Genomic DNA, 17460 nt, shown 5'->3' on the forward strand with positions numbered 1-17460 from the left:
TATTTAAACCTCAAACGCCCAATTCAAAAAAGCAGGCATCACGCTTTCCCAGGTTTGCACATCATGCTTTCCACCCACTTTTTCATAATAAAAGATGTGGTCCGGCCGCTTATAACCTTTTTTCAGCAGTCCTTTCACCACGTCAATGGTATCATCTATAGAATCAATAATCAGATTTCTATTGCGATCGGCCTTTTCATCTTCAGTACCGGTCATCAGCCAGAATTTCATATCCGGTTTTGTATCGCTAGAATCGATCAATTCGTGAATAATTCGATCTGCATCCGTATATCCATCGGTTAAATCCTTTTTTCGCCACCAGAAAGCCCCTGAAAAAACGCCAATTACATCAAAAATACCTGGATTATTCCATGCAATATCGAAAGCAGAAAGGCCACCCAGCGAAAACCCTGCGTAAGCAACTTTACCGGTAATGGGCATCGCAATTTTCTTTTTAACAAAAGGCAAAAGCTCCTTAATGATAAAATCATTGTATAACCCGGCACTTGCTCCCCTTCCCTTAAAATCAGGTTTACCGGCAACACCATACTCCATTAAACGATCTGCTGATGCTTTAATCGCCACTACAATTAACCTGTGGTTTCGCTTACTATGATGGGCATCTTCCAGTATTTGCGCAAAATCCATCCTGGCTACATCTTGTCCGTCGTTAATTAAAAGCAGCTCTATTTTTTCGTTGCCCAAAATACCCTCAGGCACATACATATCGATTTCAACCTCGTGTGCTAAATAAGCTGAAGGAATCTTGAAATGGTTAACATTAACTTTTATTGATAAAATTGCGGTATACATAAATAATCCCCTAACACTGGCATCTTGCCCTTTAAAGGCGCAAAGGTACAAATCTCGCTAAACTATTAATTATCAGTATTCAATTTTTACATTACGCTTTTATTTAAGCCATGAAGGTTCTTTTTATAATGATAAAATCTCTATCTTAAAACATTCAATTTTTGATATGAGAGAAGAACATAAAAAGTGGTACAGCACAAATTTAAGCACAGAAATAGACATGCTCATTTTTGGCCATAGCGGGATTCCTATTTTGCTGTTCCCGACAAGTATGGGGCGCTATTACGAAAACAAAGACTTTAAACTGATTGACTCGGTGGAAGGATTTATCAATGAAGGAAAAATTAAAATCTATTGCCCTGACAGTATTGACAAACTGAGCTGGTACAATAAGGGTATCCATCCGGCAGACCGGGTAAAAAATCACATCTGGTATGATCGATACCTGCTGGAAGAAGTGGCACCATTGGCCAGACATGAAACCGGAAGTACTAAAATCATCACTGCCGGCTGCAGCTTTGGCGGTTACCACGCGGCTAATTTTGCCTTTCGGCACCCCTGGCTGGTGAGCCACATGTTTAGCATGAGTGGCGCTTTTGACATCAAAGGACAGTTGGATGGTTTTTATAACGATGATGTCTATTTTAATAACCCTGTAGATAACCTGATGAACAACAGTAACCCAGAACTGCATCACATGAAAATTGTTTTGGGCACTACTGATCGGGATATGTGCCGTGCGGATAATGAAAATCTATCTGGTATTTTAACAAAAAAAGGAATAGACCATTGGCTGGATATCAGGCAAAATGCAGATCATGACTGGCCAATCTGGAGAGAAATGTTTCCAAATTATATCGCTCAGTTATAGATGTTGCTTAACAATAAAACAATTTAACAATTAATCAGTTACACGATTAACCTTTACCACAATTAAACTTAATTAGTAAAAATGAAAAAAATTGGGATTCTATTTGGCCAGGAACGTTCTTTCCCTGAAGCCGTTATCGAGAGGATTAATCAAAAAGCAGAAGATGGCATTACTGCCGAAGCAGTTAAAATTGATAAAATATTTCAAAATGTGCCACTGGGTTATTCGGTGATTATTGATCGTATTTCTCAGGATGTTCCATTTTACCGTGCATCATTAAAAAATGCAGCAACTACCGGTACGGCAGTTATTAATAATCCGTTCTGGTGGAGTGCTGATGAGAAGTTCTTTAACAATGCGCTTGCCGAACAGATTGGTGTACCGGTACCTAAAACAGCTTTAATTCCATCAAGACAACATCCAACAGGAACCACCAGTGAATCTTTCTCTAATCTGACCATGCCACTGGATTGGGATGCGATTTTTGAATATACCGGCTTTCCGGCTTACATGAAACCATATGATGGCGGTGGGTGGCGAGATGTATATAAATTGCACGATAAGGAAGATTTCTTTGATAAACATAGCGGTACTGAACAACTGGTGATGCTTTTACAAGAAGAAATCATTTTCGAAGAATATTTCAGGTGTTATTGCATAGGCGGAAAACATGTACGCATCATGCAATATGACCCACGCAATCCGCACCATTTGCGCTATGCGGTTGATGGTAAAGCACCAGACCCTAAATTATTAAAAACTGTAGAAGAATATACATTGAAATTATGTCAATATTTGGGCTACGATTTTAATACTGTAGAATTTGCCGTTCGCGACGGGGTGCCTATTGCCATTGATTTCTGTAACCCGGCTCCGGATGCCGATATTAAAAGTGTTGGACAGGAGAACTTCGACTGGGTAGTGGAAACTACAGCCAATTATGCCATTGAAAGAGCCAAAGCACAACAAGATGGGCAGGATAACTTAACCTGGGGCGAGTATATTAAAGCTTCAGTTGCTGGAAAACCTTTGGTTGCCAAAGCAACTCCAAAAGCGCCAGCCAAAAAAGCCGTTGCCCCGAAAGCTGGAATAGAAAAAGCTACTCCAAAGCCTAAAAAGGCAGCACCAAAAAAATAAATGGGATTTTATAAATACCAATCAGGATGAATGAATTTACGCTTGGCATAGAGGAAGAGTACATGGTAATTGATCCCGTTACCAGGGAACTTACCTCACATGATCAAAAAATTGTTGAAGCTGCACAAAAAATCCATAAAGACCAGGTAAAGGCAGAGATGCACCAGGCTGTAGTGGAGGTGGGAACCGGCATCTGTAAATCAACTACAGAAGCCAGAAAAGAAATTTCCCAACTGCGCTACACCGTTTCGCAACTGGCCGGAGAACAGGGCTTACGGATTGGCGCCGCGGGTACACACCCGTTTTCGCACTGGGAAAAGCAGTTGATTACGGAACATCCTCGGTATAATGAAATTGTAAACGAATTACAGGAAGCTGCACGTTCAAACCTGATCTTTGGCCTTCATGTGCATGTGGGCTTTCAATCACGTGAGCTGGCCATCCATATCGCCAACCAGGTTCGGTATTTTTTGCCTCATGTATTTGCATTATCTACAAATTCACCGTTCTGGGAGTCGAGAAATACCGGTTATAAATCTTTCCGGACCAAAATTTTCGATAAGTTTCCAAGAACAGGTATCCCCGATATTTTCAACAGTATTGAAGATTATGACAGCTACGTTAAGCTGCTGATCAAAACCAATTGCATGGACAATGCCAAAAAAATCTGGTGGGACATTCGCGTTCACCCGTTTTTTGATACGGTAGAATTCCGGATTTGTGATTGCCCGATGCTGATTGACGAGACGATGGCTTTCACTGCCCTGTTTCAGGCCCTTTGTGCCAAGTTATATAAGTTGCGTTTACAGAATATGGAATTTATCAGCTATTCACGCGCACTCATTAATGAGAATAAATGGCGTGCTGCCCGTTATGGAATTGACGGAAATTTAATAGATTTCGGTAAAGAAATGGAAGTTAACTGTCGAAACCTGATCCTGGAGCTATTGGATTTTGTTGATGATGTAGTGGATGATTTAGGCTGTCGTGATGACATTAACTATGTACACCGAATACTGGAGCATGGTACAGGTGCCGACAGGCAACTGGCCGTTTACCAGCAAACCGGTAGTTTTGAATCAGTAGTAGATTATATCACCACTCAAACCCTGATTGGTGCAAAGTAATTTCACGATGAATAAAAAAGATTTAAAAGTGGCCGTTATCGACCTGAATAACGGGGCACCTAATCAGGGCATGCGGGGAATTCAGGAAATTCTGTTGCGCTTTGGAAAAGAGAATCATATCAACCTTTCTTTTGATCTGTTTGATTTAAGGCAGAAAGGAGAAATTCCCGGTTTGGAATACGATGCTTACATTTCAAGCGGCGGCCCCGGAAGTCCGCTGGAAAGTGAAGGAGACATATGGGAAAATGATTTTTTTCACCTGCTCGATCAAATCGAGGATTTCAATGCGAAAAGTAAGCAGGAAAAAAAGTATGCTTTTCTGATTTGCCACTCCTTCCAGCTGGCCTGCAGGAAATATCAGCTCGGAAATGTAACCGAAAGGCGATCAAATGCTTTTGGGATTTTCCCCATCACGCTTACCGAAGAAGGCGAGCAGGATGAAATTTTTAAGGGTATCACCAATCCATTTTTCTCTGTTGACAGCAGAGACTGGCAGGTTATTGAGCCAGATTTTGATGCCTTTGAAAGAAAAGGTGCTAAACTACTCGCGATAGAAAAAGAACGAAAACATGTGGATTTGGAACGTTGTATGATGTCGATACGCTTTTCAAATGAAATAATTGGGACACAGTTTCATCCGGAGGCAGATCCGGTTGGAATGAAAATGTATTTACTGCAAGAGGAAAAGAAGGAAGCCATTATAGGCATGCACGGTGAACAAAAGTATTTGGATATGCTGAATAGCCTGGATGATCCGGCCAGGATTGTATTGACCCAAAGCATAATCTTACCTAATTTTTTGAAACAAGCCATCGGGAGATTACAGGAAGTTTAAGTATGGTTTATTAAGTAAATTATTATTGTAAAATGATGCTGAATCATAATGTTAAGCAATCTTCCTGATTCGAATTTCATTTATAATCGTTTGCTTCGTTTTGTTGAAAAAATGAAAACTGGCAATGAGCGGCCTGCGAAGCAAAAGCTGCAGAGAAATAGAATAGCATCAAATAAATATACCTAATTATGATACCTGCACAACGCGAAAAATATAATAAGCAGTTTAATGATGAAAAGTATCAAAACTTCATTAAAGCGCTGGAAGATAGTTATCCTCAAATTCCCTTTCGCGTAGCCGAAACTCCGGTTTTTATTCCTAAAGCATTAAAAGAAAAGTTAATCGCTGCCGGTGAAGAAATCATCAATCTGATTAAGCAACCAAATTTCAAAGCGTTTACAGCTCCATCAATACCGCCTCAATGGAATGTGCCAAATGAAAACGACCACCCTCATTTTCTCACTTTTGATTTCGGCATTTGTAAAAACGAAGCAGGGGAATTAACACCGATGTTAATAGAGCTGCAGGGTTTTCCATCTCTTTATGGTTTTCAGCATCACCTTGGAAAAACTTTTGCTACGCAGTTTGACATTGATTCATCCCTGGATTATTTCCTGAATGGATTTAATGAAGCGCAATACATCCAATTATTAAAAGAGGTGATTATTGGCAAGCATCAACCACATGAGGTAGCGCTGATGGATGTTGATGCGCCCAATCAAAAAACAGCCATCGATTTTTTTGTGACGCAAAAGCTGCTTGGAATAAAGATCCTGGCATTGGAGGATATTAAGAAGATAGGAAAGCAGCTTTTCTACGAAGAAAACGGCGAACAAATTCAGCTGAAGCGAATCTATAACCGATTAATATTTGATGAAGTAGCCAATAATACCGAGATCTTCAAAACCAGCTTCGATCCGCGAGATGAACTGGATATTGAATGGGCAACCCACCCCAACTGGTTTTATCGGATCAGCAAATACACCATGCCTTTTCTGGATAGTAAATTTGTTCCTGAAACCAGGTTTTTAAATCAGATAGACAGTATCCCTACCGATCTGGAGAATTATGTACTTAAACCCTTGTTTTCTTTTGCGGGGATGGGTGTGATAATCGATGTTACAGAACAAGACATCAACGCAATTCCTGATCCTGAAAATTGGATTTTGCAGCGAAAAGTTAATTATGAACCTGCCGTACAATCGCCAACTGGCGGTGTGAAGGCAGAAATCAGGATGATGTATTTATGGCCGGATGAGGGTGAACCACAACTTTGTATCAACCTGGCCAGGTTAAGTCGTGGCAAAATGATTGGCGTCCGTTACAATGCAGATTTTGACTGGGTTGGTGGCACCGTAGGTTTTATGGAAGACTAACCTCTTTATTTTAATCCTAAAAAATTACTTTCCCTGTGCACTTGGTGTTAAATGCGGTGCACTCTGTGGTAAATATTTGATGCTTACTTTGACTTTAAAATAATTTACATTCACCTGAACACCAAACTAAAAATGCCTGTTATATTTGTATTATGAATATTCAAACCATTTTAGTCTTTTTACTTTTTGCGGTAGCATTGGTATATGTTGGCCGTTTGGTTTATAAGTCTCTTCGGGTGAAGAAAGATGGCTGCGGCGGCAATTGCAAATGCGGTGTAGATTTTTCAGACATTAAACCTTCAAAAAAGTAATAATCCTTTATGATCGATCAGTTTAAAAACTATCTCAAAGAAAAAATAGCCATAACTGATGAGCAATTTGACAGCATTTCTTCTCCTTTAAAAGTAAAGAAATTCGATAAAAGCCAGATCATTCAATATACAGGAGATAACCTTAAACATGGTTTTTTTGTTTGTAAAGGGCTATTACGTGCCTATTCAATTGATTCAAAGGGCAAAGAACATATTCTTCAGTTTGCACCCGAAAACTGGCTAATTTCTGACCGGAATAATATGAATAATGAGCCATCGATATTTTTCATTGAGGCGATCGAAGCTTCCGAAGTCGTGCTCATGCCCAATGATTTTATGGAGCAGGCCGCCATACAGGTACCCTGTCTGCAGCCGATGCAAGTCAGGTTGCTGAATAACTCCATCCGATTTATGCAAAAGCGCATTAATATGCTGTTGAGTGCAACGGCTGAAGAACGTTATCTTGATTTTATTAAGCTTTATCCAAATCTTACACTTCGTGTACCTCAATGGATGATTGCATCGTATTTAGGCATTACACCGGAATCATTAAGCAGGGTAAGAAAAGAACTGGCCAACAAACACTTCCGCCCGTAATTAAGAACAAATAAGGTTTGAATGAAGGAATGCATTTCTAATAATTGAATGCTTGAGTTTTGAAGGAGAGATGGCTTTTCAAACATTCTATAATTCAATAATTCTCTAATTCAATAATTTATTTATTACCATACATCAACCTCCTCTCCTAGCTACTATCGTAATTTTGTGATGTAATATTAAACGCATCAAACCAGAATATATGGCTACTACAAAATGGACATTAGATCCAACACATAGCGAACTTCAGTTCAAAGTAAAACACTTAATGATCACCACCATTACTGGTAATCTTAAATCTTTTAAAGCAGAATTAGACACAGAAAATGATGAATTTGAAAACGGTAAAATTTCATTTGAAGGCGACATTAATTCTTTAGACACCGGAAATACAGACCGTGATCATCATTTAAAAAGTGCAGATTTCTTTAATGCAGTGCAATTTCCAACTATGGAATTTCAATCATCATCCTTAAGAAAAGAAGGAGGTGATTACCTGATTCAGGGTGATTTAACTATTAAGGGCGAAACTAAACCAGTAAAGTTAACTGCAGAATTTGGTGGCATAGCAACTGATCCGTGGGGAAACACCAAAGCAGGTTTTACATTAAACGGCAAAATCATCCGGACTGATTTCGGTCTGACATGGAATGCATCGATAGAAGGCGGTGGTGTAATGGTGAGTGAGGAAGTTCGAATTTTAGGCGAATTACAGTTTGTGAAACAAGCATAGAGCAAAGGGAATTTAAGCATGGGGTTATTGCTCCATGTCCTATGCCTTATTTAACTTGAAGGGAATGGAAATAAAACAAATAGCCGGCATTTTAAAAGCACCTGCACCACATATGGTTGGAGATGGTTTTAGAGTACATAACTTTTTCCCCGGGGGATATAAAATCGAGATGAGTCCTTTTTTCCTGATGGATTATGGTTCAAAAATTGAATTTTCTGCACGAAAAAATCCGCGTGGAGTAGGCATTCATCCGCACCGGGGTTTTGAAACGGTAACCATTGCTTACCATGGAGCTATTGCACATCACGATAGTACGGGAAAGAGTGGAATTATTTATGCCGGTGATGTTCAATGGATGACTGCAGCAAGGGGCATCCTGCATAAGGAATACCATGAAGAAAACTACAGTCTAACCGGAGGACCCTTTCAAATGGTTCAGTTATGGATTAATCTACCTTCGAAAGATAAAATGGGGAAACCCGGGTACCAGAGCATCAAGCAAGCAGAAATGGCAAATATTGAGCTACCGGATCAGGGCGGAAAAATAGAGGTTATTGCCGGGAATTATCAGGGAATAACGGGCAATGCCAATACTTTTACCCCTATTCATGTATACAATGCCAGGTTAAATAAAGGCGGAAAAGTAAATTTGAGCTTTCCTGCAAATTATAATACCGGCCTCATGATGATTGAGGGTGAGATAGAAGTAAATGGAAAAGAAATTGCTCATGCAGATAGCTTTGTACATTTCCAAAATAACGGAACAGAAATTGAAATCAAAGCCTTAGCACATAGTGTTATCCTAATCTTAAGTGGTGAGCCCATTGATGAGCCTATTGCACACTATGGTCCCTTTTTAATGAATACAGCAGCTGAGATACAGCAGGCCTTATCAGATTACAATCAGGGAAAATTTGGTTACCTGGAGGAATAGGTATGAATAGGATGAATTAAATCCATCCTATTTAACGTGCTGCAGTATCAGCAAATCAGGCTTTTTCAATCAGGCAAACTGCATAGGCCACCACACCTTCTTCCCTGCCAATAAAGCCCATTTGCTCATTTGTAGTTGCCTTGATAGAAATATCTTCAGTAGAAATTTCAATGGCATCAGCAATATTTTTTTGCATAGCAGGAATATGAGGATTAATTTTAGGGGCCTCCAGACAAAGCATGGCATCAATATTCCCCACTTGCCAACCTTTTTCTGTTAACAATTTAACCGTTTCTTTTAATAGGATAATGCTGCTGATGCCTTTCCATCGGTCGTCAGTATTCTTAAAATGGTAGCCGATATCACGGAGATTCGCTGCTCCCAAAAGCGCATCACAAATGGCATGTAGTAAAACATCTGCATCCGAATGGCCAAAAGCACCCTTATGATGTTCTAATGTTACCCCACCCACCACAAAAGGATGCTCATCTTTTAACTGATGAACGTCGAAGCCAAAGCCTACTTTAATCTTCATTATAAAAGTTTATTGATTTAAATTGATAACGGTTAATTGCTAGCGGAAAACTAAATTAAAATCTGAGAACCAAAAGCGGTTATTTAACTGTTTTGCTACCGCCAAAGTTAAACAAAAGACCAAAACGTAAGGTATTGGCAAGCGGACTAGTTTGTGCATTGGCCATTAAGTATGAGAAATCAATATTGAAGACATTATATTTCAGACCGAGGCCCATGGTAAAATAACGGCTGTCTCCCTTCATTGGGCTCTGGTAATTGTAACCGGCTCTGATGGCAAACTGTTGGTTATACCAATATTCTACTCCTGTGGAGATGCCAATCTCTTTTAATTCCTCGCTTAAACCACCGGGCGCATCGCTAAAAGATCCGAATATTCCGGCAGGAACAGATCGGTTGGGATCTCTTCCACTAACAATATTATTATTGGCATCATAAATGGGCTGCGTGGGGACCAGTAATTTATTAAAATCCAGCGCAAAAGTAAATGTATTATAATCATCTAACAAAATGGTAGATGCCCCGCCCAGTTTTAAATTTGTAGGCAGAAAAAAGTTCTGACTACCATCAGAATAACTCATTTTAGTACCAATATTTGAAATATTGGCTCCTGCTGAAAAAATGGCAGGCTTTCCGAAAAGATCACTTTCCGTTTTATATAGGCCTGAAACATCAACCGACACGGCATTTCCAGCCCTTACCTGACCTGAAGCAAACTGTCCTGAAGCTAGATTGGAATAAATATACCGTAGCGAGGTTCCTAATGAAAACTCTTCACCAAAATTTCTTGCGAAGCTCACATCAAAAGCCAGCTCATTTGGGTTGGCAATTCCGAGTTCCTGTTGGTTAATATCAGTTAACTGAATAGATCCTAAGGAGAAATACCTTAAGGAGGCACCAATTGTATTTCGGTCATCCAATTTATAAAATCCACTGAGATAAGCCAGATTGATATCAGGGACAAGGCTTTTCAGCCAGGGGCTATAAGATACTGCAAATCCATAAGGCTGATCCAGAAAAGCCAGTTTAGAAGCATTAATACTTGCTGAATTTACATCACCGGCTACTGCTACACCTGCATCACCCATTGCACCTGCACGGGCATCTGGAGTAATCAACAGGAATGGAACCGCAGTTACAATATTGTTGGATTCACTTCCATTGGTAAGCGTATTGCCAGCTACAACCTGTGCATTTGTTTTACCAAACACTAAGGCCAGCGACAGTGCAGAAAAGGCAAGTTTACTGATGTACTTGAAATTCATCCTTTAAAGGTACGTAATTTTAGATTTTGGTATTCGGTAAAACCTGCAGAATATATTTAATATATTGATCCTAACGTCAAACCAAACACTATATTTTAGCAAATTACGAATTAAGTCATAATTTACTAATTAAACCCACATTTTTTTACAAACCAACTATGATCACAACCTTCTGAGGAAAGTTGAAGCATGAAATCATCTGCTATCGGCGCTTTGATTACCCTTGCCTTCGTCCAGTAAATTATAGCATTTGTAGGTGATCGAACAACAAATGTATTCGCTAAAGTTGTAGCACACTATTGCCTTGGTCTGAATCCTCTTTAATCAGAATGGTCATCCTTAAACACTGCAGAAATTTTTTGTAAATTAAGATCCTGATAATGCCATTTTACGCAACCAGAATCCAACTAGATGCCTTATTTATAATATTTTAGCCTAAATAAAAAATAAAAACCCTATTGCTACAATATGAATCGAGACAACACGTTATGCCTTTAAAAATATATCCTCAATTAATTAGCACAATATTTATATATTGATTTAAAATTGCTTAATTTTATCAGTTGAATCGTTGACGGGGCGATACTTTGAAACTCACTTATGAAAAAACTATTACTATACTCTTTTACATGTTTGTCGGTAGCCATTCTGCTTTCCAGCTGTAGCTCGAAAGGTGGAAACAGTTCTAGTAAAACCGGCATTCCTTATGCCAATCGTAAAAGTAAAACAAATCCTTCCGGAGCTTTTGCCGTAGCGACGCAATATAAGCGTGCACCCGGCCCGGGATTGATTCCAATTGAAGGCGGTGTTCTTGTGGTAGGCGGAAGTGCAATTGAAATTCCTGGAGTAGAACCAAATATCTACAACTATAAAAGACAGGTGACTGTGCCTTCATTTTATATGGATGAAACAGAGGTATCCAATACGGACTGGCTAGAATATTTACACTGGATCAGGTATAACTATCCGGAAGACCGGGAATTCTATTATAATGAGCTACCTGATACCCTTGTTTGGCGGAGTGCATTATCTTACAATGAACCCTATGTAGATAACTATTTGAGGCATCCGGCATACCGTGATTACCCCGTAGTAGGCGTTTCCTGGGAACAGGCATCCCGTTACTGTGAATGGCGGACCTCAAGGGCAAACGAGTTTATTTTGCGTGAAAAAGGTATCTTAACGGATTATAAAACACTTAATGCAGGCACAAGCGGTAAAGGGAATAATGCGACTGCTGCAGCAACACCTAGACCCGATAAGCCCTTTAATACGGATGCTTATCTGAATGGGCAATATGATGATAAAGGCAAAAATGCACCTATAGATTATAATACCAGAGCAGGTGCAGCAACCACAACAGCTGGTGCAGGAAAGGGAAATACTCAACCACGCAGAACAGCCACATTGGAAGATGGTGTAATTATGCAACCCTATCGCCTGCCTACTGAGGCTGAATGGGAGTATGCTGCATTGGGCTTAATCGGTAATACCGAATATGAAAATATTAATCAGAATAAAATCTATCCATGGAACGGATTAGGTGTAAGTTCAGCCAGCAAAAAAACGAGGGGCATGATTCAGGCCAACTTTAAAAGGGCTCCGGGAGATTACATGGGTGTTGGCGGATCACTGAACGATAAGGGTGATTTAACTGTTCCGGTTATTCAATATGCGGCAAACGATTTTGGTTTATACAACATGGCCGGAAACGTTAATGAATGGGTTAACGATGTGTATAGAACAGGCACATTTACAGATGCTGATGCTTTTAACCCTTACCGTGGTAATTACTTCACCAATAAAAAATTGGAGGATGCTCAGAATGGTAAAATTGCGCTTGATAAATATGGCAACCCAATTAAAGAAAATGCATATTCAGGCAGAAAGCAAACCTGGGCTGAAAAACAGGCACAGGCCAAACGTATCGATTCTATTTCTAAATCTACGGATCCACAACCTATTACGGCTTCAAATAGTTATCAGGCAGATCAAAGGGGTTTTCGTGATAAACAAAATTTACTGCTGAATGAAGAAGGTGTAACCTTGGTTAATGATAAATCAAGGGTTTACAAAGGTGGTTCATGGAATGACATGGCCTACTGGTTAAATCCTGCAACACGTCGCTTTATGCAACAAGATGAATCATCTGCTGAAGTTGGATTTCGCTGCGCCATGACGATGTTAGGTGCCCCGGAAATCAGCACTGCCGGAAAAAGAAGTTTCAAAACCCCACCTCCTAAACCTTATCGTGTTAAAGGAAGATAAATCATAAAAAAGTCCCGGTTTTAGGCCGGGACTTTTTTTATACAAAGACTTAGATATCGTTATTTAAACTGAATTAAGATCTGGTTCTTTTCTACCTTATCTCCTTGTTTAACTAATACTTTACTAACTGTTCCATCCGTAGTTGACTTTAAGATATTTTCCATCTTCATGGCTTCCAGGATTAAAAGGTTATCGCCTTTTTTAACTTCATCACCAGCATTCACCAATACTTTTAAAACCATACCAGGCATGGGCGCTTTCATTTCTAAAACTTTATTAGAATTGAGGTTATCCATACCCAGGTTTTTTAATAACTGATCAAATCGGTCTTCAACTTTGGTTTGATAAATTGTCCCGTTGACTTTAATTTTACAGGTCTTATCTTGTTGATTTACTTCCACGACTTCTACATTGAATGATTGATTTCGATATAAAATATGTGTTTCCGAAGCCGATATATCGATTAAATCCAATTCTACTGGCTGATCATTCACATGGAATTTAGTAGCGTCTCCGCTAATATTAAAAATGATATTCTTATTCACCTCGATCTTATCCATAGGTCTATTGTGTTAAAGCATATTGCACTAAATTAGCGCCCATTTTTAGTGCTTTTAAGCGCGTTTCCTGTGTGTCTCCGGCGTATGTGCCCAAATCTTCCCAGCCATTCCCTAAATCGCATTCATAGGTGTAATAGCAAACGACCCTGCCCTTATAAATTAAAGCAAATCCCTGCGGACGTTTATTATCATGTTCATGAATTTTAGGCAATCCTCCTGGGAATTTAAATTTCTGCTGATAAATGGCATGATTGGATGGTAGTTCTACAAAATCCAATTCAGGAAAAACTTTTTTCATTTGCGGCCGGATAAATTTATCTAAGCCATAATTATCGTCAATATGCAGAAAACCTCCTCCTGTTAAATATTGTCGTAAGTTTTTTACTTCAAGATCGCTAAACTGTACATTCCCATGCCCGGTCATATAAACAAAGGGAAAGTTGAAGATATCTTTACTCCCTACTTCTACTATGCTTTCTTCTGGATAAAAATTAGTTTTCAGGTTGGTATTACAAAATGAAATGAGGTTAGGTAAAGCTGTACGATCAGCATACCAGTCTCCCCCACCACTATATTTTAATTTCCCCATCCTGTAAGAAGGGACAGTAAAAGACAAAAGACAAAAAAGTAAAGAGAAAGGAATGAGGAGAAACGAAAAAAAGAATAATCGTTTTAAGAAGAATGAATGCTGACCTTTAACTTTTAACTTATCGCTTATAACTTTTTTCATCGGTTAAGGTAATTGATTTCAAAACAAACGGACAATGCAGCAGTTTCTGTGCGCAGCCTGTTTTCACCTAAAGTTAATGGTTTAAAGCCTTTATTCAAAGCCAAACCAACTTCTTCTGGTGTGAAGTCACCTTCGGGACCGATAAGAATTAAATATTTTTGATGAGGCACTGCTAAATCAGAGATGAATTTCTTTTCTGAATCTTGAATACAATGGGCAATTAAACGCTCGCCTTCGAATGGCTGTTTCAAAAAATCATCGAAAGAAATTGCCTCATTTAGTTTAGGATGATAAGCTTTGATGGATTGTTTAACAGCAGCTGTAATTACCTTATTTAACCTGTCATCTTTTACTATCCTGCGTTCAGAACGGTCTGTAATGATGGGCGTAATTTCATCAATCCCCAGTTCAGTAGCCTTTTCAAGGAACCACTCCAATCGGTCAATGTTTTTAGTTGGCGCTACAGCCATGTGTAAATAGTGATTACGCTTATGAAATTCCCTTTCCACATTTAAAACGGATAGCGTAACTTTTTTAGGATGATCGTCAATAATTTCGGCTGTATAGAAACCGCCAATACCATCAACCAGGTTAACAACTGTTCCTTTTGAAAGCCGAAGCACCCGAACACAATGCTTACTTTCTTCTTCGTTTAGGGTATAAGTATTTTTGGAAATATCTGGCGTATAAAAAATATGCATGCATTGAAATTAGTGATTATCAACCATATCTTCTTTATTGATCACCAATTCTAACTTTATGGTTTCGATATTTTGTTCAGTTTTCTTCAGAATGGTAAACAGATAACCATAAGATTCATTGCTTTCGCCAACTTCCGGAATACGTTCAAACACATGCGACACTAGACCACCAATGGTATCGAAATCTTCATCCTCCGGTAAATCATGTGGCAAATGTTCATTAACATCATAAACTGTTGCAAAGGCGTTTACAATAAACTCATTATCAGAAACCTTTTCAACCAATGGTTTTTCCTCATCGTATTCATCCTGAATTTCTCCAACAAGCTCTTCTACAATATCTTCAAGGGTAACCATACCTGCTGTTCCACCGAATTCATCTAATACAATAGCAATCTGAATGCGGTTACTCTGAAGTTCGCTCATCAAATCATTAATCTTTTTTGTTTCCGTAACAAAATAGGGCTTACGGATAATGTCGTTTAATGTCCAATGCTGGTTTCCGGCTGCAACGAGCGGCAAAATATCTTTAGCGTGAATGATACCGACAATTTTATCCATGATGTCATCATAAACCGGTAAACGGGAGTATCCTTCTTTAATAATTGTATCCACCACTTCTTCCTTTGGAGAAGTTAATTCAATACCCGAAATTTTAGTTCGTGGCACCATAATATTTTTAACCACACGCTCATTAAAATCAAATACATTTTTAATTAATTCGTGTTCGTTATTATCTAATGCACCACTCTCTTTACCTTGTTCAAGCAAGTACTGTAATTCTTCGGTGCTATGCAGTGATTCATGCCCTGCGGAAGTATCAATCCCGAATGGTTTTAAAATTACAGCAGCCAAGCTGTTTAACGTCCATATAAATGGCCGGAAAACGACATAAAAGATCTGTAAGGGTACGGATACAAATAATGTTGTGGCTACCGGACGCTGAATGGCGAATGATTTGGGAGCCAGTTCACCAAATACGATATGCATAATGGTGATCAGAGAAAAGGCTACAATGGTTGATGCGGTATGAATGGTTGCATCACTTAAACCCCATTGTAAGCTATCAAAAAGATTTTTAAAGATAGTATGCATAACGCCTTCACCAACCCAACCCAGGCCAAGTGATGCAAGCGTTATACCTAACTGTGTGGCAGCTAAATAACCATCCAGGTTATGGATAATTGTTTTAGCCATTTTACCCACTCTGCTGCCTGTTTTTGCTTTGATTTCAATTTGTGAAGCCCGGACTTTAACAATGGCAAACTCTGCCGCAACAAAAAATCCATTCAACAATACCAGGAACAAAGCAAAAAATAACCGCCATCCAACTGATGTTGTATCAGTTTCCGCTAAGGCAACCATCGCCAGGCTTGATGATGGAAGGATTGCGCTTAATTTAATATTTAAAAACAAGCAAACCGTGGGTAAATCCATTAAGCTAATTCTCTAAATGTGGTATTATAAAGTTCCATGCTCTCTTTAATCACTTTATGAGCATAGCGAATACCTAACAAATGTTCGATGGTTACATTTTTATCTTCTAATGCTTTATAATCCTGAAAGAAACGAACAATTTCTTTCATCTGGTGCGGAGGCAATTCATCTAAGTCGTTAATATAGTTAACAGACATATCATGAGCAGCAACAGCTATAATCTTATCATCCTGCTCTCCATTATCCACCATATGCATTACACCTACAACCTTTGCTTCGATTAATGTCATAGGATAAACATCAACTGAACAAAGCACTAAAATATCTAAAGGATCTTTATCGTCACAATAAGTTTGTGGAATAAAACCATAATTTGCAGGATACATCACTGATGAAAAAAGAACCCTGTCTAATTTAATTAATCCTGATTCTTTATCTATTTCGTATTTTGCTTTTGAGCCTTTTGGGATTTCAATAATTGCATTTACAATTTCCGGTACGTTTTTACCTGGTGATACGCTATGCCAAGCGTGGGTTTCTTCTTTTGCCATTTTTAATTTTAATCTGTCTTATCCTCTTCAGAACTTGTTACTTTACTTTTTACAAATGTAATCAATAAAGGGATAGTTGTGATAATGATGAAGCCAATAATAATATATAATAAGTAATCGTTAATTTCTTTTTCAAACCTTTTTCCTAAGAAATATCCTAGTAAAGTAAGCGAGCAAATCCATAATACACCACCCACTACATTGTAAAGGGCAAATCGCTTAAAGTCTAATCTCACCACCCCAGCAAAAATCGGTGCAAAAGTTCTAACAATCGGAACAAATCTGCCCATGATTAATGCGAAAGCCCCCTGTTTGTTATAATAACGTTCTGCAGCTTTGAGATATTTCTTTTTAAAGAAAAAACTGTCTTTTCTAGTGTACAGCACCGGCCCTGTTTTTCTTCCGAACCAGTAACCAGTAAAATTTCCTGAAATTGCAGCAACGCACAATCCTGCCAACAGCAATGCAATGTTGACATCCAGCTTCCCTGTTGCTACAAACATTCCAGCTAAAAACAGTAAATAATCACCAGGGAGGAAGAAACCGAAGAATAAACCGGTCTCTGCATAAATGACAAATACAACAAGATAGAAACCGCCTTCCCTCAATAATTTCTCGGGATCAATCAGGTGATGCAGGTTATTCCAAAAATCGTGCATATAAGTTATTTGTAAAACTAC

The 17460-nt window shown here is 38.8% G+C and carries 19 protein-coding genes; 10 read left to right on the plus strand and 9 right to left on the minus strand.

Annotated features, from left to right (window positions below):
• Window positions 1–3: 3 nt before the first annotated feature.
• Window positions 4–813, minus strand: coding sequence for an esterase family protein (locus CBW18_RS03070; protein WP_088299760.1), 810 nt, complete (start codon window positions 811–813; stop codon window positions 4–6).
• A 166-nt stretch (window positions 814–979) separates the two neighbouring features.
• Here CBW18_RS03070 and CBW18_RS03075 point away from each other — a divergent pair, with 166 nt between their 5' ends.
• The 9 genes from CBW18_RS03075 to CBW18_RS03115 all read left to right on the plus strand — a co-directional run bounded on the left by CBW18_RS03075 (window position 980) and on the right by CBW18_RS03115 (window position 8734).
• Window positions 980–1684: an esterase family protein gene (locus CBW18_RS03075; RefSeq protein ID WP_088299761.1), complete on the plus strand. Its 705-nt coding sequence runs from the start codon at window positions 980–982 to the stop codon at window positions 1682–1684.
• A gap of 81 nt (window positions 1685–1765) precedes the next feature.
• The gene (locus CBW18_RS03080; protein WP_088299762.1) at window positions 1766–2821 is read left to right on the plus strand and encodes a RimK family alpha-L-glutamate ligase; all 1056 of its coding nucleotides are present in this window, start codon (window positions 1766–1768) and stop codon (window positions 2819–2821) included.
• 26 nt (window positions 2822–2847) lie between these two features.
• Window positions 2848–3948, plus strand: a complete 1101-nt coding sequence (locus tag CBW18_RS03085; RefSeq protein ID WP_088299763.1) for a carboxylate-amine ligase — start codon at window positions 2848–2850, stop codon at window positions 3946–3948.
• A 7-nt stretch (window positions 3949–3955) separates the two neighbouring features.
• A complete protein-coding gene (locus CBW18_RS03090; RefSeq protein ID WP_088299764.1) occupies window positions 3956–4783 on the plus strand; it encodes a type 1 glutamine amidotransferase in 828 nt (275 codons plus the stop codon).
• Between the two features lie 188 nt (window positions 4784–4971).
• The gene (locus CBW18_RS03095) at window positions 4972–6159 is read left to right on the plus strand and encodes a hypothetical protein (RefSeq protein ID WP_088299765.1); all 1188 of its coding nucleotides are present in this window, start codon (window positions 4972–4974) and stop codon (window positions 6157–6159) included.
• Between the two features lie 152 nt (window positions 6160–6311).
• Window positions 6312–6470 (plus strand): FeoB-associated Cys-rich membrane protein, encoded by a 159-nt coding sequence (locus CBW18_RS03100; protein ID WP_088299766.1) that lies wholly within the window; start codon window positions 6312–6314, stop codon window positions 6468–6470.
• Between the two features lie 9 nt (window positions 6471–6479).
• Window positions 6480–7067 (plus strand): Crp/Fnr family transcriptional regulator, encoded by a 588-nt coding sequence (locus tag CBW18_RS03105; protein ID WP_088299767.1) that lies wholly within the window; start codon window positions 6480–6482, stop codon window positions 7065–7067.
• Window positions 7068–7269: 202 nt separating this feature from the next.
• A complete protein-coding gene (locus tag CBW18_RS03110) occupies window positions 7270–7800 on the plus strand; it encodes a YceI family protein (RefSeq protein WP_088299768.1) in 531 nt (176 codons plus the stop codon).
• 64 nt (window positions 7801–7864) lie between these two features.
• On the plus strand, window positions 7865–8734 hold the full coding sequence (locus CBW18_RS03115) for a pirin family protein (protein WP_088299952.1): 870 nt from the start codon (window positions 7865–7867) through the stop codon (window positions 8732–8734).
• A 55-nt stretch (window positions 8735–8789) separates the two neighbouring features.
• On the opposite strand, the gene ispF is transcribed toward CBW18_RS03115, so the two are convergent.
• The gene (gene ispF, locus CBW18_RS03120) at window positions 8790–9269 is read right to left on the minus strand and encodes a 2-C-methyl-D-erythritol 2,4-cyclodiphosphate synthase (protein WP_088299769.1); all 480 of its coding nucleotides are present in this window, start codon (window positions 9267–9269) and stop codon (window positions 8790–8792) included.
• 79 nt (window positions 9270–9348) lie between these two features.
• Window positions 9349–10533 carry a type IX secretion system outer membrane channel protein PorV gene (gene porV / locus CBW18_RS03125; protein ID WP_088299770.1) on the minus strand — a complete coding sequence of 395 codons (1185 nt, stop codon included), beginning with the start codon at window positions 10531–10533 and terminating at the stop codon, window positions 9349–9351.
• Between the two features lie 600 nt (window positions 10534–11133).
• Here porV and CBW18_RS03130 point away from each other — a divergent pair.
• Window positions 11134–12801, plus strand: a complete 1668-nt coding sequence (locus tag CBW18_RS03130; protein WP_172406427.1) for an SUMF1/EgtB/PvdO family nonheme iron enzyme — start codon at window positions 11134–11136, stop codon at window positions 12799–12801.
• A 59-nt stretch (window positions 12802–12860) separates the two neighbouring features.
• On the opposite strand, the gene CBW18_RS03135 is transcribed toward CBW18_RS03130, so the two are convergent.
• The 6 genes from CBW18_RS03135 to CBW18_RS03160 form a co-directional block, all read right to left on the minus strand.
• Window positions 12861–13361, minus strand: coding sequence for an acetyl-CoA carboxylase biotin carboxyl carrier protein subunit (locus CBW18_RS03135; RefSeq protein ID WP_088299772.1), 501 nt, complete (start codon window positions 13359–13361; stop codon window positions 12861–12863).
• A 4-nt stretch (window positions 13362–13365) separates the two neighbouring features.
• Window positions 13366–14091, minus strand: coding sequence for a DUF4159 domain-containing protein (locus CBW18_RS03140; protein WP_088299773.1), 726 nt, complete (start codon window positions 14089–14091; stop codon window positions 13366–13368).
• Window positions 14088–14792, minus strand: coding sequence for a 16S rRNA (uracil(1498)-N(3))-methyltransferase (locus CBW18_RS03145; RefSeq protein WP_088299774.1), 705 nt, complete (start codon window positions 14790–14792; stop codon window positions 14088–14090). The genes CBW18_RS03140 and CBW18_RS03145 overlap by 4 nt, the downstream gene beginning before the upstream one ends.
• A gap of 9 nt (window positions 14793–14801) precedes the next feature.
• Window positions 14802–16157 (minus strand): hemolysin family protein, encoded by a 1356-nt coding sequence (locus tag CBW18_RS03150; protein ID WP_172406438.1) that lies wholly within the window; start codon window positions 16155–16157, stop codon window positions 14802–14804.
• A gap of 71 nt (window positions 16158–16228) precedes the next feature.
• Complete coding sequence (locus tag CBW18_RS03155; protein WP_088299776.1) at window positions 16229–16780, minus strand: inorganic diphosphatase; 552 nt, start codon at window positions 16778–16780, stop codon at window positions 16229–16231.
• 8 nt (window positions 16781–16788) lie between these two features.
• Window positions 16789–17439, minus strand: a complete 651-nt coding sequence (locus tag CBW18_RS03160) for a DedA family protein (RefSeq protein ID WP_088299777.1) — start codon at window positions 17437–17439, stop codon at window positions 16789–16791.
• Window positions 17440–17460 lie beyond the last annotated feature (21 nt).

Origin of the sequence: Pedobacter sp. AJM, from assembly GCF_002197755.1 — a bacterium.
Classification (GTDB): domain Bacteria; phylum Bacteroidota; class Bacteroidia; order Sphingobacteriales; family Sphingobacteriaceae; genus Pedobacter.